Origin of the sequence: Ramlibacter sp. MMS24-I3-19, assembly GCF_050320135.1 — a bacterium.
In the GTDB taxonomy this organism is placed as follows: Bacteria; Pseudomonadota; Gammaproteobacteria; order Burkholderiales; family Burkholderiaceae_C; genus Ramlibacter.
Map to the genome: position 1 here is coordinate 1,580,844 of NZ_CP190017.1, position 18,904 is coordinate 1,599,747.

Annotated in this window: 20 protein-coding genes; 9 read left to right on the plus strand and 11 right to left on the minus strand. The window is 61.4% G+C overall.

The features are described from left to right. Nucleotides 1-207 precede the first annotated feature (207 nt). Together ACPWT1_RS07875 and ACPWT1_RS07880 are read right to left on the minus strand one after the other, a co-directional pair. Nucleotides 208-624: a YybH family protein gene (locus ACPWT1_RS07875; RefSeq protein WP_427914818.1), complete on the minus strand. Its 417-nt coding sequence runs from the start codon at nucleotides 622-624 to the stop codon at nucleotides 208-210. Nucleotides 625-718: 94 nt separating this feature from the next. Further along, complete coding sequence (locus tag ACPWT1_RS07880) at nucleotides 719-1,510, minus strand: class I SAM-dependent methyltransferase (protein WP_427914819.1); 792 nt, start codon at nucleotides 1,508-1,510, stop codon at nucleotides 719-721. A gap of 478 nt (nucleotides 1,511-1,988) precedes the next feature. On the opposite strand from ACPWT1_RS07880, the gene ACPWT1_RS07885 reads away from it, so the two are divergent. Both ACPWT1_RS07885 and ACPWT1_RS07890 read left to right on the plus strand, forming a co-directional pair. Beyond that, complete coding sequence (locus tag ACPWT1_RS07885) at nucleotides 1,989-2,435, plus strand: hypothetical protein (RefSeq protein ID WP_427914820.1); 447 nt, start codon at nucleotides 1,989-1,991, stop codon at nucleotides 2,433-2,435. Nucleotides 2,436-2,605: 170 nt separating this feature from the next. Next, entirely contained in the window at nucleotides 2,606-2,866 is a 261-nt protein-coding gene (locus ACPWT1_RS07890; protein WP_427914821.1) for a hypothetical protein, read from the plus strand. 341 nt (nucleotides 2,867-3,207) lie between these two features. Here ACPWT1_RS07890 and ACPWT1_RS07895 read toward each other — a convergent pair whose 3' ends face one another. Continuing rightward, nucleotides 3,208-3,519, minus strand: a complete 312-nt coding sequence (locus ACPWT1_RS07895; RefSeq protein WP_427914822.1) for a hypothetical protein — start codon at nucleotides 3,517-3,519, stop codon at nucleotides 3,208-3,210. Nucleotides 3,520-3,879: 360 nt separating this feature from the next. Between ACPWT1_RS07895 and ACPWT1_RS07900 the strand changes: the two genes are divergently transcribed. Together ACPWT1_RS07900 and ACPWT1_RS07905 are read left to right on the plus strand one after the other, a co-directional pair. Next, nucleotides 3,880-4,554 (plus strand): MalM family protein, encoded by a 675-nt coding sequence (locus tag ACPWT1_RS07900; RefSeq protein WP_427914823.1) that lies wholly within the window; start codon nucleotides 3,880-3,882, stop codon nucleotides 4,552-4,554. Between the two features lie 1,525 nt (nucleotides 4,555-6,079). Then, entirely contained in the window at nucleotides 6,080-7,015 is a 936-nt protein-coding gene (locus ACPWT1_RS07905) for a S41 family peptidase (protein ID WP_427914824.1), read from the plus strand. A 152-nt stretch (nucleotides 7,016-7,167) separates the two neighbouring features. On the opposite strand, the gene ACPWT1_RS07910 is transcribed toward ACPWT1_RS07905, so the two are convergent. After that, a complete protein-coding gene (locus tag ACPWT1_RS07910; RefSeq protein ID WP_427914825.1) occupies nucleotides 7,168-9,063 on the minus strand; it encodes a hypothetical protein in 1,896 nt (631 codons plus the stop codon). Nucleotides 9,064-9,919: 856 nt separating this feature from the next. On the opposite strand from ACPWT1_RS07910, the gene ACPWT1_RS07915 reads away from it, so the two are divergent. The 5 genes from ACPWT1_RS07915 to ACPWT1_RS07935 all read left to right on the plus strand — a co-directional run bounded on the left by ACPWT1_RS07915 (nucleotide 9,920) and on the right by ACPWT1_RS07935 (nucleotide 13,301). Next, on the plus strand, nucleotides 9,920-10,345 hold the full coding sequence (locus tag ACPWT1_RS07915) for a hypothetical protein (protein WP_427914826.1): 426 nt from the start codon (nucleotides 9,920-9,922) through the stop codon (nucleotides 10,343-10,345). A gap of 23 nt (nucleotides 10,346-10,368) precedes the next feature. Continuing rightward, complete coding sequence (locus tag ACPWT1_RS07920; RefSeq protein ID WP_427914827.1) at nucleotides 10,369-10,962, plus strand: hypothetical protein; 594 nt, start codon at nucleotides 10,369-10,371, stop codon at nucleotides 10,960-10,962. A gap of 32 nt (nucleotides 10,963-10,994) precedes the next feature. Beyond that, a complete protein-coding gene (locus ACPWT1_RS07925) occupies nucleotides 10,995-11,324 on the plus strand; it encodes a hypothetical protein (RefSeq protein WP_427914828.1) in 330 nt (109 codons plus the stop codon). Nucleotides 11,325-11,351: 27 nt separating this feature from the next. Further along, a complete protein-coding gene (locus tag ACPWT1_RS07930) occupies nucleotides 11,352-12,185 on the plus strand; it encodes a metallophosphoesterase (RefSeq protein ID WP_427914829.1) in 834 nt (277 codons plus the stop codon). Between the two features lie 876 nt (nucleotides 12,186-13,061). After that, nucleotides 13,062-13,301 (plus strand): hypothetical protein, encoded by a 240-nt coding sequence (locus ACPWT1_RS07935; RefSeq protein ID WP_427914830.1) that lies wholly within the window; start codon nucleotides 13,062-13,064, stop codon nucleotides 13,299-13,301. Nucleotides 13,302-13,472: 171 nt separating this feature from the next. Here ACPWT1_RS07935 and ACPWT1_RS07940 read toward each other — a convergent pair whose 3' ends face one another. From ACPWT1_RS07940 to ACPWT1_RS07970, 7 genes are all read right to left on the minus strand, one after another. Next, the gene (locus ACPWT1_RS07940; protein WP_427914831.1) at nucleotides 13,473-14,255 is read right to left on the minus strand and encodes a hypothetical protein; all 783 of its coding nucleotides are present in this window, start codon (nucleotides 14,253-14,255) and stop codon (nucleotides 13,473-13,475) included. Between the two features lie 369 nt (nucleotides 14,256-14,624). After that, nucleotides 14,625-15,512 (minus strand): NYN domain-containing protein, encoded by an 888-nt coding sequence (locus ACPWT1_RS07945; RefSeq protein ID WP_427914832.1) that lies wholly within the window; start codon nucleotides 15,510-15,512, stop codon nucleotides 14,625-14,627. A gap of 64 nt (nucleotides 15,513-15,576) precedes the next feature. Continuing rightward, nucleotides 15,577-16,116, minus strand: a complete 540-nt coding sequence (locus tag ACPWT1_RS07950; RefSeq protein ID WP_427914833.1) for a hypothetical protein — start codon at nucleotides 16,114-16,116, stop codon at nucleotides 15,577-15,579. 146 nt (nucleotides 16,117-16,262) lie between these two features. After that, nucleotides 16,263-16,559: a hypothetical protein gene (locus tag ACPWT1_RS07955; RefSeq protein ID WP_427914834.1), complete on the minus strand. Its 297-nt coding sequence runs from the start codon at nucleotides 16,557-16,559 to the stop codon at nucleotides 16,263-16,265. Nucleotides 16,560-16,747: 188 nt separating this feature from the next. Beyond that, nucleotides 16,748-17,533, minus strand: coding sequence for a hypothetical protein (locus ACPWT1_RS07960; RefSeq protein ID WP_427914835.1), 786 nt, complete (start codon nucleotides 17,531-17,533; stop codon nucleotides 16,748-16,750). After that, nucleotides 17,530-17,835 (minus strand): hypothetical protein, encoded by a 306-nt coding sequence (locus tag ACPWT1_RS07965; RefSeq protein WP_427914836.1) that lies wholly within the window; start codon nucleotides 17,833-17,835, stop codon nucleotides 17,530-17,532. Before ACPWT1_RS07965 ends, ACPWT1_RS07960 begins: the two co-directional genes overlap by 4 nt. A 124-nt stretch (nucleotides 17,836-17,959) precedes the next feature. Further along, nucleotides 17,960-18,202 carry a hypothetical protein gene (locus tag ACPWT1_RS07970; protein ID WP_427914837.1) on the minus strand — a complete coding sequence of 81 codons (243 nt, stop codon included), beginning with the start codon at nucleotides 18,200-18,202 and terminating at the stop codon, nucleotides 17,960-17,962. Between the last annotated feature and the right edge of the window lie 702 nt (nucleotides 18,203-18,904).

Sequence of the window (18,904 nt, forward strand, 5' to 3'; positions counted from 1 at the left end):
ACTTGACGGCGCAGTGACCCGACGCCAGGGAATCGGCGCGCGCGAAACCGGCCGCTGAACGCACGGAGTCAACGCCGCCATTGTCTCCGGCAGCTTGCCCTGCGCCGCACTTACGCCCAACCCGAGCGCAATTGACTTCCCGTCAAGCAGGAGGTCCGCTTGTGGCCGGGAGCAGCCCTATCACCCTGAATCGGACCATATGACCGATCAGCACCTCCGGAGCACTATCTCGCCCGTTCTCGGGTTCGTGAGCGTCACGTTCTCCAATGCCTTGATGCGCCATCCGTCGCCACGACGGGTCAGCACGGCCAGGACGAGTGTGTCCACGTCGTGCGGACCCGCTGGATGGGCGGGTCCTGCGTGCAGCCGACTCCAGAAGTGCACGATGGACACTCCCTCACTGGGCGCGACGCAGTCAATCAACTCATTACGCAGCGTTGAGTCGATGTAGATGGTCTGGTGTATCGGGGCGTGCAGCGCGACGATCTCCGCTACGCCTTTGACGTAGTGGCCGAACCGGTTGACGAACGTCGCGTCGGCCTCGAACAGAGCGCCTAGCTGCGACATGTCGTGCGCATTCCAGGCGGCCTCGAACGCTTTGGGAGCATGTTCCGGTCTCTGCACGTCGGTCTCCTGCTGTGAGCGCATTGTGCTGATCAACGGGCCGGTGAGGCGCCAACGGCCATTCCCGGCCAGGAGCCGACGCTTCGAGGACGTTCTATCGCTTCACTGCACGTGTCGCGAGAAACGTAGGCATGAACCGGTCTACCAGGAAGCGCGGGTGCGGCTGCTCGTCCTCGTAGAAGCCGTCGATATAGAAACCGGCAGCCACCTGCCCTCCGATCAGATCGGCGAGCGAGTGGCCGAAGACCACCGCCTCGCCAGACTCCTGCTTTTTTTGGACGATGTCAGGCGGGAGATCCTTCAGATCGGAGTACGGCAACTTGTAGATGGGCCGGAGCAGCCCCTTCTCGGCATAGACCGGGTCACGGTCAGCGATGAAGACGACGGGGTTATAGAAACTCGCGAGAAGCTTGCCGCCCGACCTCAGCACCCGATGGCACTCGCCCCAGACCGGGCGCACGTCCGGCACGTAGAGGTTGGAGATGGGATGGAACACGAGATCAAACTGGGCGTCGTCAAACACCCCGAGATCGCGCATGTCGCCCTGCACGGTCGTGAGTTCTAGGCCGTCGCGCGCGGCGACCTGCCGATCCTGTCGCAGCTGTTCGTTAGAAAGGTCGAACACTGTGACTTGCGCGCCCGCCGCGGCCAGGACGGGGGCTTGCTGGCCACCCGCCGACGCAAGGCACAGAATGCGCTGGCCACGAACATCACCCAACCAATCGCAAGGGACCGGACGTGGAGTGAGGTGCACGCGCCAGTCTCCACTGCGAGCTGCGGCGATCACTTCCCTGCTGACCGGTCGTGACCATTCGCGCTGCTCGGCAGCCTGGCGGTCCCATGCAGCGCGATTGTGGGAAAGGACATCAATGGCTTCGCGACTCATTCAGTTGTTTGACCTGTTCAGGTGTTCCGGGAGGCGCGCAGCATACCGGATGGGTGTGCCGATCTGATGCAGGCGGGAAATCGCGGTCGGGTGAGGGCTGCTCGTGGCCGAAACCAGACCTGGCGGCTCACAAGCGCTTCTCTGCGCGCATCAGGGCATCTTCCATCAGATCCGTTCCCGTCAGGCTGCTCGCCCGGCTGCACCACGAAACGAAACGCCGCGAATGATGGCTGCCGGTGGCCCGACTCTACAAGTGACCACACTCTAGCTAGACCGTACCTGCGCCGCTTGCGCTGGATCCCTTCTTATCTATGTACCGGGTTCCTGAGCTACTTGCATCTACCATGAACTTGCTGCTCAGCTAACGAATCGATCTCGGCTTCCTTAGGCAGTCACAGGTTCGCCCTATGGACTTGGGCGCGGCGCGCGACTCAAATCGAACTCGCTCCCGCTTGCAGGCCCCGCTTTGATCAAGCCAGTGTTGTTCGCATTCGCATTCGCCCCAAGTTTCGCGGGCGCGGCGCAGGTCGACGACTTTTGTTATGCCGTCGCGCGCGATGTGGAGACCATCGAGGCTAGGTTCCAAAGTATGTGCGCGCCCTCAAACGCGGACAAGCCAATAAAGTCCGCGCTCCTTATCGCCCAGCAGCCGATCTTCGACGACGACGATAGCAGAAAGGTCTACTTGATTGCCGCGTGCGCGGCGATCGGCCGCGAGCTGAGTAGACGACCTAAGTTGCGCATGAGTGACATCTGGTTGTCCGACGCGCAGCACGTCAAGATCCGAACCGCGTACGTGCTGCCCGCCCAACAGTGCCGCTTCCTTCAAGCGAAGGTGCACGCGGGATCTATGTCGCTGGAGCAGATGTACGAGCAGATCCGGGCGAATCTCGTTGAGCGGAATGTTTCCAGTGGCTCGAAGTAAAAGCAGAGGAGAGGAATTACCAGATAGGTGAGGGGCTCGCAGCAATCACGGTTCTGCTCGAGCGGCTTCCCGGCTCGCGATGCGCATCCCGCGCGCCGGGCAATCCCCTAGATCCAGCAACTTCGGCAGGCCGAAAATGACTGCTTTGCGCTCGCAGCAGAGGAGATGCCATGGGAAAAGAGGCGCTGATTGCATGCGTCTTCGCGTTGACGGCAGGTGCGGCTAGCGCCGATGGCTGGGAGTACCAGACGCAGCAGGACAAGATGACATCCAAGGAGTCGCGGTACGCGACGATGGAGAGCGACAATGAGTTATCGCTGAGCTTCCCTTACCAAGGCAGCAACCACGGTTACCTGCTTGTTCAATCGGTGCCTGGACGGCCGACCACGACAGCACGGCGCTGTTCATACGCGATGCCTCGCGGTTCGTAGCGGAGGCCGAGAAAGCCAAGAAGATCCTCGTCCAGGTGAACATCTACCAGAACAGGGCGCCTGTCCTGGAGTTCACCACGCCTGAGCCGCTGCGCTGGACGAAGAAGGCTATCAGCAAAGGGGCGCCGGCAAAAAGGTAGGGGGCGCGACCGCGGTAAACGCTAAGGTCTCTTGCCGCTCCTAAACCGCGCCTGCACATCTACGCCCCAACTTTGCTCCTGAAGCGATATCGGCGACTCTCGATGCGCTCGTGCGTCGCGGCCAGAACTGCTAGGCGAGGGCCTTCACGGTACTTTCGAAGCGGTACGGTTCGAGCAGTGACTGGTTCTTTACCGATAGGTTCAGCCCCATTCGGGTGCGCTCCTCTTCCCATCGTAGTCTCGGCTCACGAGTAGCTGATTCGGCTGCAGCCAGGCCGTGACAGGTATCAGATAGAGGTCAGGCGCGCAACCCTCGTGTAGGAGCACGGCGGCTAGCAGCCGATTCGGAGCAATATCGAATCGCTTTTTGCGCACGAAGATGTAGTTATAGCCGCGGACGGACTTGACTTGGACGTCGTAGAAGCTGCCCCCGTTGCGGCGCATGACGAAGTCAACGCCACGATCGTCCACCTCGCTCGTGTAGACCTCGAATCCTTGGAGTGTGAGCTCCATCTTCACGAAGTATTTGCCGTACCTACCCACCTGCATGTGGTTGAGGCGACTCCAGTGATGTGGGGACATTGTCGGATGCTACTGCCGACCGCGCTGTCTCAGGTACCGCGGAATAGTCAGCAGCATTGCTACGCTAAGGCGCTTGGCCAGCGCGCTAGTCGCATCGAAGCGACCTCTGCACTCGAGCTACGGCTGCTTCTGGCCGGGAGCAGGCATGGCCAAAGCGAGAGGATCGTTTCCTGGCGGCTGCGGGAATCGGCGCAGATACCCGGCCCACAGCGCCGTTCAGATCAAGCGTTTGCCCCGAGTCGGCAGCTGTATCCCGCCGCTTACGATAGGCCGAATTCACGTGGGGGAGCAATGGGACAAATCGAGCGCATTGTCATGCGAGTGGCGGCACTCGCGGTCTGCACCGCGATGATGGTCGGATGCGGCACGCCTATCCAGGCCGCCATGGGCACATACCAGGATGCGAAGCCTTGTTGCGCGGACGTGCGAGGCCTGCCGTACAGCCCCCTGGCCGTTGGCCAGACCGTCAAGTTCAAGCTCGATGGGGCAAGTCCTGCCTTCGTGTTCACCGGCGGCAAGAGCTTCTTCCAGGCCTTTGCGTTGCCCTCGACTGAGGCTGATTACGGCCTGGCGCTTTCCAGCTATCTTGACAAGTACTGGCACGCCAGCGGAGACGAAACCCACATCCTGTACCCGGTGCTGACGTTGATGGACGCCGACTACAGGACCGTGAAGGTCATCTCGACTGACCTCATGCGTTACGAGCCGCCCACCTGGGGTGAGCCGGTCCGTCTGGTGGGGAGGCTGCGCATCACACCCAAGGCGGGTGTTCGATTCGTCGTCATACACACCACGACAGATATCCTGCAACAGCAAACGACCTTTTCATTGCCCGGCAGCACCGGAGTCGCGATGGTGGGTAAGACGCCCATCCCGATCACGTCGGCCGGATCCGTCCGGACCTATCCGCACGCCCCCATCGGTGACTTGAAGCTCGAAGTCGTGGACCTGTCGGGACACCCGTGAGGCACGGCACGCGTGCAGCCAGCTGGTGTCCGCTGGGCTAATTCATGAGGCCGCTGGGTACTCAGAGGGGAACGGCCGGTCGACAGCTGACCCGTGCTCCCCGTGCTGGCGGGCATCGCGAGCGCCTGGGCACGTGCGCTCCCCTTTTCATAGGCCGGGAGAGCGCGACGCGTGGGCGCTTCGGCCAGCACCGGACATCGGCCGCGCAGTGGCTCCGGGGAAGCTCCGCTAATCCGGCGATAGACTTCCGAACGCAAAGCCTAATTCGCATGACGCATCCTCTCGCGATCTATTTCGCACCAGGAGGGCTGCTCCTGCTGCTGGCAGGCGTGGGTGTGTTTGTCGATCGCCGGGTCGCCGATAGAAGCCGGCCGAGGCTGGAGAGTTTCGTGCCTAGGTTTCTTCATCAGCGACTTTGGCTTTGTTCTTGGCTTATTGACAGATTCGCCAAGGCCAGCTGCGCTCGTCATAGCATTGGGTTGGTTAGTGGGGATGGCGGGAGTAGCGCTCTTCATCGCCGGAAGGGCGGGTTCTAATTGAGGGACAGGCCTCAGGCGCACAGACTTCCGCCTGCCTAGGCGATGCACCTCCGCTTCTGGCCGCACGTCCGGCCACGCACGGCCTTCTGCCGTATTCTTCTCCCCAAGGCTTCTCGGGGCACGAGTGCGAATCAAGGCAAGTTTCAGCGATCCGTGGGACTTCGTTACCGTGAACGGGGGCGCAAGATTCGCCGAGTTGGACTTACACATCGACAGCGCTCAACCGGAGGCTAGCCTCGACACACCGGTCATCGTGGAAGGGCGTAAGGTGGCGCGCGTAATCTGCCGTCTTCGTCATGAGGGCACCTCGTGGGCTAGTCTGATGACGCCTGGGGTATATGTCCCCTGCAACTTCTTTCTTCTGGATTCGGAGAATCCGTTAGCCAACGGCACAAGACACTTTGCGATCGGAGCCGTCCAGAATGAGCCAGTTGTGTAACGGTCCCAGATGCTCAAGGCGCATCTTGATGGCCGCTGTTGGCCGGAAGCTGCCATCGGTGCGAGCCATCGAAAAGCCGGGCGCTGTCGTACTCACATCGCGGTCTTGTCAATTGCGAGTTTCGTTCCCTTACGGCAAGCTCGGCGGCAAAGGCAGGACAACGAAATGAAGATCTTGGGCGCCCGCATGGTCCTGACGTTAGCCGGCCTGGTCCTTGGCAGCGCCATGGCAGCAAGCATTGCGGCTTCGCCGCAGCCCGATTTTTCCGTCCCACCCGAGCTCGTGCCCACCGACAGCACACAGGGCTGGCGAGCGTTCGGAGCGTATACATATTTTCAGACGCCGACCGCCGGCGAGTTCCGATTGGCCGTTGTCTCAGGCTCCGAATCTGCGGGATTTGGAAGAAGCTTCCGCTTGGAGGCGTCGGAAGGTCACGCGTACGTCCTGTCGGCAGCCATCAAAGTAGACGGGGACGAGCGGGCCACAGCACGGTTCGTTCACGCTGACGCTGGGTGGCTTGGCCAGCGGTGGCGCACAAAGCGGGTTTGTGCATCTCCGGCTCGCACGGCGCATGCCGCCCTCCGGCGCGGCCATCAGCCCAGAGGCACGAAGCTATGTGCTGGAGGCGCTCGCGAAGGTCGAGCAGGTCAGTATCTTCCCCCCGTCGCAAGGATGGCCGCAGCTCAGGGCGTGGACTCTGGAGCAGGCGGCCGGTGCTCGAACCCCTTCGGACACTTATCCCGCCCTGCAACTTGCGCTCCAGCAGCTGCAGGATCGCCATAGCTCGTTCAATCTTCCGGCGCCCGCGTCGGAAGCCGCTGGCGTGACCCGCGCGGGCGGCGACGGCCAATTGGCACCAGCCTTCGGGAGCGAGTCTGGCGTGCTGTCCATCCCGGCCTTCATGGACCGCCGAAAGGGGGCATTCGAGCGCTTCGCCGCGGACCTGCGCGAGGCACTGGAAGCAAAGACCCAGGAGAGCCAGTGCGGACTGGTCATCGACTTGCGAAACAACGGCGGGGGCAACATGTGGCCGATGCTTGTCGGCATCTCGGCGCTTTTCCCTGATCAGGTGCTGGGGCAATTCGTCACTGCTGAGGGCGCGAAGTCCTGGTCAGCGCGCGATGGAATCATCAATCTGGGCGATTACCCAGTGATGGGGTCAATTGCTGGGGCGCACCTTCGCGACGTCCCCGTTGCTGTCCTGATTGGCCCTCACGCCGCGAGTTCGGGTGAGGCCGTCGCGATCGCGCTGCGATCACGCCCGCGAACGGTTCTCGTGGGCCGGCCCACAGCGGATTACGTGACCGCAAACCGCGTCTTGGAGCTGCGTGATGGCGCCTACGTCGCGGTCTCAGCGTCGCGCATGGCCGATCCGGCAGGCCTCATTCAGGAAGGCCCTGTGGAACCAACGCTGCGCGGCACTGGTGGCGAGGACGACCTGCAGATCGCACGGAACTGGTTGAAGAGTCAGTGTGCTCGGTGACGCGGGGCTGCTCTTGGCCGAGAGCCGCCATTGCGTGTTTGGGCCAATGCGGACCCCGGACTGTCGAAGCAGCTCCTTCGCGCATGTGGGGCCCAACCAAGTCACTAAGCCGGCAACGCGAGCACACGCCGAACGCCATCCAGCGCGCACAACTACATTCCCGACATTGCCTCCTTCATGATGCCATCTAACCAGATTGCCGCATCATTGCTGGACAGGTGCGCGTAGTTGGCCCGGACCGTCTCTTCACGGTCATGAAGCGCGAATGCCGCCGCAGTCCACGCGCCTGGATGCGTCTTTAGGATGGTCGTGGCAACCAGGTGCCTCATGGCATGTGGCCCGACCCCTGGGCACTGCGGGAAGTACTCCCTCGTGATCACCTGGAAGCGCCGATTGATGCCGAAATACGGCTCGTCCGGGTTATCGCTTGAGACGAAAAGGTACGGGTTGTCAGGACCTGCCAGTAGCGGACGGTAGTCTCGGATATACGCCTCCAGGTCTGCCCAGACTTCGGGGCGCACCGGCATGTCGTAGGGCCGGTCCTTTGCTGCTCCGTTCGCGTTCTTGAAGTCTTTTTTGTCAATGGCGATGCGCCAAACGCCGTTGACCTTGCGTAGTTGCGCATGCACCTTGCTGCCGCCCGAATCGAATGTCAGTAGTTTCAGGTTCTTGGCGCGCAGCGGATTGGATGCCAGCAACTTGACCATCACGCGGTCGCGCATCCAAATCGCTTCGGCCTGCCCCCCGGCACATGGGCGCGCCGCGTCCATCCGAGCGATGGCCTCGGTGACGGCCGCCAGGGGGTTTTGGAGTGAAAGCATGTACGCAATCGGCTCTTTCGAGTCGCGCGAACGACGCCCTTCAGCTTTCACCTGCCGTGCAAACAACCGCGCCTGCTCGAAGGCAGACTGGCACCGCTGCTTCCACTTCTCCTCGCTTCCTGAGTCGCAGTGCCACGGAAATCGATCGCGCGTTTGCGTGAGGTAACCCGTCACCGGATGGCAGACGCTGCTGATGAAGTTTAGGAAGACAGTCAGTCCGGTGTGAAGGATGCCGCCACTGCGCGCAACGCGCCATTGAAGATAGTCCTCGACCTGCTCGGCTTCCAGTAGGCACGCCAAGGACTGCGCCTGTGCAGGAGGAATTCCGGCGCCGCCCGCTTCCTTCGGCCGGGCAAGCCAGCCAAGATACTGTGCCAGGTGCGTCCAAATGATCCGGGCCGTCGGACAGTTCTGCGACTGCTGGCCGAGCACGCGCACTTGGACCATCTCATACCAGCGTGGCTCCCTCACGCCCGGCCGCGTCGTGGTGGCCCACTTTCCACGCGACTGCCGCGCCAATCCTGATGCGGAAAGACCCGTCTTGTATTCCACGAAGGCGGCCCACTCTTGCCGACATGCGTCACTCGGGTTCTTCAGCGCGTACACGTCCTTGGTGTTGACCCCAAGGCGTTGACGATGCTGGATATCCTGCGAGACAACATCGTTGTCGCCCGGCTGCCGCGCCGCGGTGACCTTCCAAGGAAGCAGATCGGTGAGGGTTCCAGCAGGTAGATTACAGTGGGTCTCCAGTTGCCGCACATAGGGCAGCTTGCCGCGTTGGGGAATACTTCCGCCCAGCCAGCGCTTGAGTGTGCCGTGCGGCACTCGAGCCCCTTTGGCCAGAGCTTCGATGGTGACACCGCCTTGCAGCAGTTCCCGCAAAGCGCGCTGGAGGGGACTCTCGGTGCGGCTTTGGCCCGCTTGTGCTTTGTCAAGATCGAGCACCAGGCGCCGCCACTGCTTGAGAAGAGTCTTGCGGTTGGCCCGGTACTCCGCCGAACGCCCCTCGCTTCTCAGAAGCTGTTCGTGCTCGCGCAGGTTGCGGAAGTACCCCGCACGAAGTAAGGAACCGACGAAGTGCTCATCAGTGCAGCCGAGCTGCTGCATGAATTGCTTCAGGGCACTGAAGGCGTTGGGGAGGGACGAGGCCGCGATGCCTTGGCCGGCGCGCGCTCGCTCGGCCATCGTGGATTTCAGTTGAGCAAAGGTCAGGGAAGATAGGGACATGGGACGCTTGGGCGCCCGGGTTCGGCGGCGTATCGGGGTCGGCGAGCTCTCATGAAGCGAGCCCGGGGAACGTAATGGCCATCTGACTCAAGTCGTTGATTTGAAATAACTTTCTTCGGCATTTGCAGCTCCTATGCATGGCATGGCAGGAGCTGCACAACTCATTAAGCAAACACGGGATGGCCTCGCACACCGGCTCGGGCGAGTGGGTTGGAAACTCGCTCCTTGTGTAGGGCCCTCGGTTTGGATTTCGCTTCGCATTCGTGGCGTGAGATGTCCGCGACGCAGGTTCGGGCTCACGCGCCCGCCGAGGCGGCTTGGAACTGCGTGGCATACGCACCCGCGGCTGCGGGATGAAAAGGCGGCCCCAAACGGGGCCGCCTGAACATCGTCTAGTGGTTCCTCGTCCTTCGTCCGCCTGGGTAACCCAACGCGCGGAGATGGCTTGTGATCGTCTGAAGACTTCCCGTCTTCAGTACGAGCCTCACGTTGGTGGGGCCAACGAACCTGCCCTGTTTCTCGAGTTCCTCGCAAGCGCGTTTCACGTCGTCCCGGGTGATTCCCGGGCGCCCGCGCCCTTTTCCTGCTTTCTTCATGTGGCCCTTCGCGTACGCCGGACCGTTCCGGCGCCGCGTATAGCCACCTGGCGCGCTGCACGAATTTCGTAATGGAAAGTGCTTGCGCCCGCGCGAGCGGCCGGACACCATCGGTGCCCGTGAAGAGGGACAGCAGTTGTGCGGGCACAGCGCTATCCGCTGGTCCGGCTCTCCCCCAACCAACGTACGAACACCCCTTCCCTTGCGCGTTCCGCTTGGCACAGTGTGGTGTGTGCAGTTTTTCGATTTCCTGATCTCGAATGTTCCTAACCGACCCCAGGTTCAAACAGTTCCTTCCCGAAGCTCTGTATGGGCGCGGCAAGGAGGGCTATCGCGCCGTCATCCTGTCGACCGAGGCGCCGTGGTTTCTATTTACGTTCCGGCAGAAGTACCCGGACGGGTACTTACCTCAAACGATTGCGGTGGCCTGGGACAACACGCTGGAGCAGGTGATTGAGTCCGTTCCTGTCGAAGAAAGACTCAGCGTGATGTGCATGACGATGGTCCCGCTCTCTGCCAAGTGGTCGGTAAACCCCGCTAGAGAGGTTTGGACGCACGTCGAAAGCACCGGCCAGCTGCTATTCAGGTTTGGCGACTCAGAGGTACTGCATGACGCGTTCTTGACCCCTCACGCCGCGACCGACCGGGGAAGATTGCTCTATCAAGCAGAACCGAGCGCCCATTAGGCCGTCGGACATGCCCAAGGGAGATGCGCATCGATATTCAGCTGCCCTTTGAGGTCCGTCCGGAGGAGCTTAGGTGGCTCAAGCGCCTGGCGCCCGCGCTGTTCCTCGCAGTCTTGGAACTCCGGCGGGCCGGAGATCAGGGCCCCCAGGAGAAGATCATCCGGATCACAGCCGATGGCGCGCCGAGTCTCGGTGGGGTCGGGCGAGCCACGCATGAAGCCGAATCCATTCGCGCGAATGCGAGGCGCATCTCAAGCGGCGGTAGCACGCGTGTGAGGAAGATGATGGACAAAGCAGAGTTGCTGGACGAGGCCACGTTCATCAAACGTCTAGGATGGTCGGCAAGCGGGCTGGAGGAGGCGCTGGCCGCGCATCGCGTGTTCTTCATGGATCACGACGGTAATCGCATGTACCCAGCCTTTTACGGCGACCCGATCTATGACCGGCGCCGGCTGTACTCGGTCACCAGAGCGCTCGGCGACCTGCCCGGCGAAGCGAAGTTGCGGTTCTTCACGAGTCCGCTGGGCTCCCTCTCAAGCCGGACTCCGCTCGAAGCACTCCTCGCGGAAGAACTGGCGACAGTGAAAGCGGCTGCCGAAGCATTTGCCGGTCGCTAGGAAGCGCATGCCGAAGCGCCTGCCGCCAGCCTATGCACCACGTCAGCCTGGAGCTGTCTCGTCGCCAGCTAGCGCACTGGTCAGCACTGCTGGCGCTCGGCGACGGATGCAGCGATGTACTGGTTCTCACCCCTTTCGAAGCGTGCGGCTTCGCTGTAATCCCGGTGGAGCTGATGGAGGACAGCGACATCTTGCTGATGAAACCGCATTCGCCGCAAGTACGCGATCTGCGAGCGCGGTTCAGCCACTACAGTCCCGCCGCGCTCGCAACCCGTCTGCAGCAGGGCGAGTTCATCGAAGGGCTGTGTGCGGTGGTGGTCGCTGCTGCGGAGCTGGCCGGGTACACCGTCACTTGGTTTTGATCGCTGGGCGGACGAAGGAGCGAGAGCTTGATCGGCCACAGTTCGCCTGACCTCGGGGACGCCATGAAGTTGCACCTGCTTTCCGACCTTCACATCGAGTTCGCAGACTACGAGCCGGACGCTCGCGCCTGCGCCGCGGCCGACGTCATCGTGCTCGCTGGCGATATTGATGTTGGCGTGAAAGGAATTGCTTGGGCCCGTCGGGTCTTCGCCAACAAACCAGTCATCTACGTCTGCGGCAACCACGAGTTCTACTCGGGTCACTGGACGGCGACGTTGGAGGAACTTCGTGCAGCCGCGTTGATGCACGGGGTGCAATTCCTTGAGGACGACCAGGTCGTGATCGGTGGCGTGCGCTTCCTGGGCGCGGCCCTGTGGACCGACTTCGCCTACTTGGGCGAGCAAGAGCGGCCAGCTGCCATGGCAATGTACCGATCTGGCCTGCAGGACTGCCGATTGATAGCCCGACAGACAAGTACCGTCGGTCGCGACCCGCTGCAGCCATCAGACGTTCTCCTCAGGCACCGAACAAGCCGAGAGTGGTTGCAGCGAGCTCTGTCCGCGGCGTTCTCAGGGCCGACAGTTGTGGTGACGCACCACCTGCCGCATCGAAAGTCGGTGGCTGCGCGCTTTGAGTTGGACCCGCTCACGCCCGGTTTCGCCAGCAACCTACCCGAATCGCTGATCACTCGCGCGGACCTTTGGCTGCACGGACACACTCACGACAGCTGCCATTACGTTGTCACAGAAGGGGCAGTTCATGCCCGGGTGGTGTGCAATCCGCGCGGCTATCCACTGGATCGCCGGCGCTCTCGGTTCGAGAACAAAGATTTCGAGTCCGCCCTGCTCTTGGAGGTCTGAATATCGAAAGTGAAGTTGCAGTCCAGCAACTTGAAGGGACGAGCGGAACGCGCGCGGCGCTGTTTCGGCATGCTCGTGGGATGGAGAACCTACAGTGAAGATAGAGATCCAGCTACCTCTTTCGGTAGCCCAGACGGAGCTGCGCTGGATTCGGCGCCATCTGCCGGTTCTTGCCCGCGCGATCCTCGAGTTGTGGGCTGCGGGCGGGCGTGGGCGGGAGGATGAGCTCATACCACTCGTGATCCCTGCTCCGAGCCTGACGGTTCGGGACGTGAAATGGGCGGCTGCGGAGGCCAGACGTAGAAGGCGGCAGGCAGGTGTTGCGCTCGCACAGCACTCACCAACGGCTTGGGCCGACCTTCATAACGACACGGAACCTCCCGGCCCAGAACGAACCCGGTGGTTCCCGGCGACGGTTGTGCCGGCGCGTGCGGGCATCTACGAACGTCGGTTGTTGAACTCGGTCCGACGCCATTTCTGGGATGGCCATCGCTGGCTAACAAAGGAAGGTGGGCGCCCCATCACTCCCTCTGCGGAGCTGTTTTGGCCTTGCTGGCGCGGGAGAACGACGTCTGCCTAGGTCGCACCAGTAAATGCTTGACATCCACACGATGAGATGACCCCGGCAGCCCGTGGTGCGCCACACGGATGGAAATAGGCGGAGCAGGAGTCTGTCAAGGCCCACGTGTTCACTGGCCTGCAGGGCGCCTCCCCTTCATTCCGCCAGTTGTTCCGCCACCAACTCCCAGGCATCGCCACCTCTCGAGCTTTACTGCGGTTTTCGCCTGGTCTGGTGCCAGCCCATCTCGTTACCAGGGCAGGACAGCCTCAGCTAGGCGGCACAGGCGACACTCAGCTCGCGTTTCGGAAAGCGCGATGGCTGACGATCTCTCCCGGCTGCTTCTCTTGGACGAGTACGGGGCGACGCGCACCAATGTTTTCCCGTCCAAGACTTCCATGACGTGGTTCTTGCGACGGCATAGGTCGGATTTGATCGCCTCGGGTGCGCTGCTGATGCTTGCTGGACGCTGGTTTGTGCACCCTGACAAGTTCGACGCGTATGTCCTCGATGAAGGTTTCCGGGCTGCAGCCAAGCGGGGCCGTGACCACGGCTAGTCGAGTAGCAGCGGTGGATCGGCCCTCAAGGAGCCGTGTTCCGCTACGGCTGCGGAGTGTCAACCGTTGCGGCCCCCTACTGGCGACCGCCGGATGAACAATCCGCCGTGCTGCGACACCAATGACTCGTCGGCTGTCGCCGCATGCTGCACCGTCTTGCGCACCGCTCACTCACTCAGCCTTCGATGCACTTTCCTCCCTGCTCTGGACCAGAGTTCGCCATCGTCGATGCATGCTGTAGCGCCGCGGCGAGAGCAGGCGCATCGAATCCTCACCAGCTACCGGGTAGCGACACACGTTGCGACCAGAGTCTGTCAAAAAGTTTGACCTGAACTCCGGCAGACGTGTAGCTGCTTCGCCGTCCCAGCTCAGCCACCAAGCTGGATGCGGATCCTCTGCTGCCGCGAGCCTCCGAACGATCCTGTCGAAGTGGCTTACTGCCTCGGCTAGGTACTGCTTTGCGAACTCGTCCGGGTGGACACTGTCGAAGTACTCGAAAATCGTTTCTTCGCCGCACCAGAAGAAACCGCGCAAGAACTGCATTGCCAGCGGAGCTTCTAGGGGCTCAGTGTCAACAATCTCCTTTTCGAGGAGTGGCCACTGCTCATCGCGAAATACAGTTGGCGCAGCGGTGCTGCAGGTCTCTCGCAATAAGTCAGCGTGTCCCTTCACAGCGACTACTGGTCTGCCTTGCATCTCTTGGACTTGGGCGACAAGCTGGGGGACTCTCGCCAGCCAGAGCACTTCCTCCAACGTATGTTGCTTAACGTCCTCGAGAACATCGAACTCGCTCTGCACAGGCCTAAGGTCGTGCGTTGCGCGCCCGTTTGCCAGCTCGCGCAACGCCCAGGCGGGGCCGACGACGAGCAGTTCGTCTTTGCCGTGCAGACCGACCACCGATACGGGAAGGCCAGTTCTCGTACGAAACTTGGTCTCCGCCACGGCCGTGATCATCCGAGGCCGCACCATCACCTGCCTAGGAGCACCGACAACGCGTAGAACTCGGTCGAATCGCCCGAAAATTGATTTATCCGGCGTAGGCTCCACACTCATCGGTACGACAAGATGGAGTGTCACTAAGTTATCGCTGCTCATTCGTTGCTGCTGACCCTGGGCTTGTCCACTCTGCTCGAAATCCTAACCGGTCCGAATTGGCGGCCGGTCTTAGCACGCCGCGTCCGGAGTACTGCGTCACAAGCGATTAGGGTGGCTGCCCGCGCGTGGGATCGGGTTGTCCTCTTGGCGCTCAAAGCTGCTAATCGGCCACTCTGTCTCGGGCACGCAGCACGACGATGGACCTGCGCGTCGCAAGCTCGCGTGAGGCTACCGTAGCCGCACCTGCTGGTCGTATTCCCCCTTCCGCACCTCGACGACGGCATCCAGACCCTTGAGCAGCCCAGAGAAGGTGGTAAAGCCATGCTCCGTGACATCGAATGTAGGGTCGAGACGCTTCACCATTGGGAGGATCTCCGCCTTGTTGATCCAAGGATCGCCGCGCTTCTCTGCGAGAAGCCTCAGGGCACGGCGGATAAGCTCGAAGTGATCTCCTGGGAAGGCTACCGATGTACTATTTGTCCTCTCCTCCGCATCGACCTGCGGAACGGCTGGAAATTGCAGGTCTGCGGGGGCGGCATCGGTGCCCCCCTCGGTAGCGGGTGCAGTTGCGGCCGCCACCTCCTCTCTAACTTCCACCAAGTTCTCGTAGTACCGGAATTCGTGACAGCTCTTAGCCCAATGCCGGTTTGTCGCCTTGCGTGTGCCCACGCCGATCAGTGTTCGACCTGCCGCTTTGATCTTCTGCGACACAGGCATGAAATCGCTGTCGCCTCCCACGATGATCACAGTTCCAACGTGAGAGAACCTGCCAATGTCCTCAGTCGCATCTAAGCAGAGCTTGATGTCGGCGCCGTTTTTAGCCGCACCGCCAGGTGGAAACAGCTGGACAAGCTCCACCGCGTTCTGCAGCAGCGCATCCCTGTATCGGCCGTAGAACTGCCAGTTGCAGTACGCACGGTTAATAGCGATGGGCCCGAAAGACGCAGCCAAGTCCACCACCGCTTGGATGTTGACCAGAGGTTCTTGCGGTCTGAAGCGAGCGTCGGGGCTTCGATAGGAGCCGGGCTCTCTGTCCTCGCACAGCCCTGCATGGATGTTTTCGAAGTCCCAGTAGAGGGCAACGGTGCGCCCCTCGGTAGTGTCCGTTCTCAACATGTGTGGATGGTCCGATCTCCATGCCGCAAAGCGCCCGCCCCAAGAGGGGTGCCGGCTATGCACCTCAGTAAATACGCAAGGATGCGTCAGCGCCACGGATCCTGACTAGACGGGGGGAGCCGCGAACGGTCAAAACCGCGCGGCAGCGAGGAACTCCGCCCAATTCCGCTTCCCGCAGCTTGGCCATTCCTTCATTCGCCCGGTCGGACATTGGATGACCTGCAAGGTCCGGCCGCCGGAGAAACATTGTGCTGCGCGCACCGTTCACGTACAGCTGAGCGTACGTGGTCTCCGCTGCCCAGATCTTTTCCAATCCCTTCAGGCAAACCCAGAACCAGTCGCCGGCTGCCTGAACAGGAGACTCGCCCACCGGCTCCATGCCTTCGAGGCGCACCCACTCACCGTTGTTTCCGACGAAATCCGCCGCCAAGTGGATCGCAACGCTCGGGCATTCTGATGCAGCCCGGGCCCGATCCCGAACAATCCACTCAGACTCGGCCTCGTCTTCGGCCTCGTCGTGGTCTCCACCGCGAGACGACCAGTACGCGCCGTGGCGGGGATTGAGCTGGTTCGATCGATTGTCTCGGTCTGATTTGGTGCTCACGTGCTCATCCCCCTCCATCGGCGATCGATCTTAATTGAAGACGCTCCCGATGCTGAGACCTCTTCTGGCCGCAGCAGCCTTCGGCGTCTTCACCCCCCGTGGCATTTGTGCTCCGTCAGGGGAGGCCGACGCCGCTTGCTTTCCTATCATTCGATATGGCCCTCCTCGTCAAGCCGCTTCGCAGCTGGAATGAAGCCCGAGTAGAACTCTTTGACCACCTCCTCCAGTAGCGCAAGAGTTTGAGCAGTGATGTCGAGGTGATAGACGGTCTTCCGGAACGGTGCGCTGAACCTACCGTTCTCCCCTAGCATGGTGAGAGCGTACAGACCATCCGGCGCGTGATCTTCGGGATGGGCGTCGAACTCCCCGGCATGGGCAACTGCGTGCCGCAGTTCATCGATTCCGGGAAATCCGTCGAGTAGCTTCCGTGTTGCAGTCCTCAATCGACCTGAGTCGATGCTCTGAGAAAGGGAGGGGCATCGCTTGATCAGACCGGCACGGCGAGACGGACCGCTTCTACGTACGCCTGTTCCCTGGCCAGTTCACTGACTAGAGCCACGGGTTGCACGGCGCGCGTCGCGGGCGCTCGGAGGGCCGCGTGCATCGGCCCTGGTCTTGCATCCTGCCGCGGCTAATCAGCCAGCAGATTAACTGTTAACTTGAAATTTGTGAGGTTAACCCCGGTCCCGAAGTCAAACAGGCTAAACGCGGTCGACTCGCCGACAGGCGCTCTTTGAACAATTGTCTTAGTTGGGCCGGCTCCCTTTCGGTAGTACGCCTCGTACCAAGGGAAGTCCTCTGAGGCTCCAGATATGGACAGATTCCGCGTCGCCACGTCGTACATGAACAGAATCTCAGAGTCGATCCTGGGCGCTACAGGCAGGCCAAGCACTTGGTAGAACGGGTCGCCGCCCGAAATCCGAACTGAAAACGAACGGTATCCCTCCCCTTTGACAACCTGAGTGATTGTCGTGGCGTCCGCCGCAGTCTTCCGGCTTGGCTGCAGTTCAACTCCCGAGGCGCAGTCGACGTTCTTGGTCGGCCCCACGACCACCTGAGGCTTGCCATCAATCGTGGTGACTGATGTGATTTCCCTTCCCTTCACGACTATCCGGACATATACGCCTATTCGAGCTGACTCATCAAGCGCACTTGAGAAGGAATCTCTCTGGTCGGTAGTGAAGCATGTCCCCGAGAGCCGGGCGATTTCGAGTGGTGGCGGCGCTGGCAGGTTCGGTGCGGGTATCACGAACAATCCGTTCGCGGCGCGCTTGATGTAGTCAGGCAGAGAGGGATGTTTGTTGGCGATGAACGACCTAATCCATACGTCAACGTGGGTGTCTTGCGCATGCAATGACGTAGCAGAAAGACAGCTGACGGCGACTAGCCACCGCCAGCTGCGCAGCCCCTTGTTCACTTTTGGCCTGTAGATTTGCTGCCTTGAGGTGTGCGGATGATGTACGTCGTATCGTCTTCTTTCCCGGGCTGACCCTTGGTGTCGTAATCAAGTTTGATTCGGTTACCTTGCCTTGATTCGGTGACCGGAGCATCCTTCCCAGGATGAGTGACTGTCCCTCCACCTCTTACATCGGCGGCGGTCTCACTCCGCTCTTTGCCGGACGGCGCGGGGTCGATGACGTACTTGTCTTTGCTTTGCGCCGTTGCGAGTCCACCGGCCAGAATTCCGCAAAGCGATATCGCGAGCGCTGCTTTCTTCATGTTCACTCCTTCGCGCGTTCTGCGCCGCGCGAGTCTCCTCGCGTGAGGAAGTTACCGCAATGAGGCGCAGAGTTACCGGCCGCGCATTGTGTTAACGGCGACTCGGCCGTGCGGCATCAGTTGGCTACCAAGTTCCCGCGGTCATGCCGCACAGAAAAGCTCCCCGGCTGAAAACCATCAACTGCCAACTCATACTTTTGGTGGATTCGGCATTCAGACGCGCGATGCAAGGAGATGCGTGCCGCTTTTGCCGCGTACGATGCGAGATCATGAGCCGCTCATCACGCGATAAGGGTTCCGAAGAGTTCTTCGGGCTGCTGATTTTTGCGTGCTTGGTGGCTTGGTTCTTGGCGTCTTGGGTGCGCATGGCGGCACTTATTGCAGGACTGGCAGCTCTGATTGGGTTTGCGTGGTGGTGGGCGAAGGAGGCGGAAAGGAAGAAGCCGGCGTGTGGCGAGTGCGGCACCAAAGGCGGTGCTCGGTGGGCGTACCAGCGGATTGATGGCGGTCCAGATCGCCGTTTCTCAAGTAACCGACTGATCTGCAGGGATTGCCTCATGAACTGGGTCCCCATGCTCTCGGACAACCCGCCGGGCGCAAATCAAACTCGCGCTATGTCTCACCGAGAAGACCAGGGGTCTGAGCAGTCAAGTTGAATCGCGCGCAAGGTGGTCGCGAGTAGCGCAGGCATGGCGCGATTGAGCCACCTCTGGTCCCCCGGTGATCACCATACCTGCCCCTATGCGAGCCCCTGAGGCGCTTCGGGCGCCATTCACCAATCCCGACTGGATCTACGAGCTTAAGCACGATGGGTATCGCTGCCTGGCCGGCATCGAGAAGGACGACGGCTCCCAGCCGGCCACTGAGGATGCCGGATACAAGCCATCGCAGCTCGCGTGCAGCTGCAGACGAAGTCAGGCGCAGATTGCGGCCGCTGGTTCCCTGAGATCCTGGAGACGTTGGCCAGCCTACCTGGTGGCCGTCAGGTCATCGACGGAGAGGTATGCGTGCTGCGCGAGAACGGCACCTCCGATTTCAACCTTCTCCAGGAGCGTCCGCGTCGGCGACG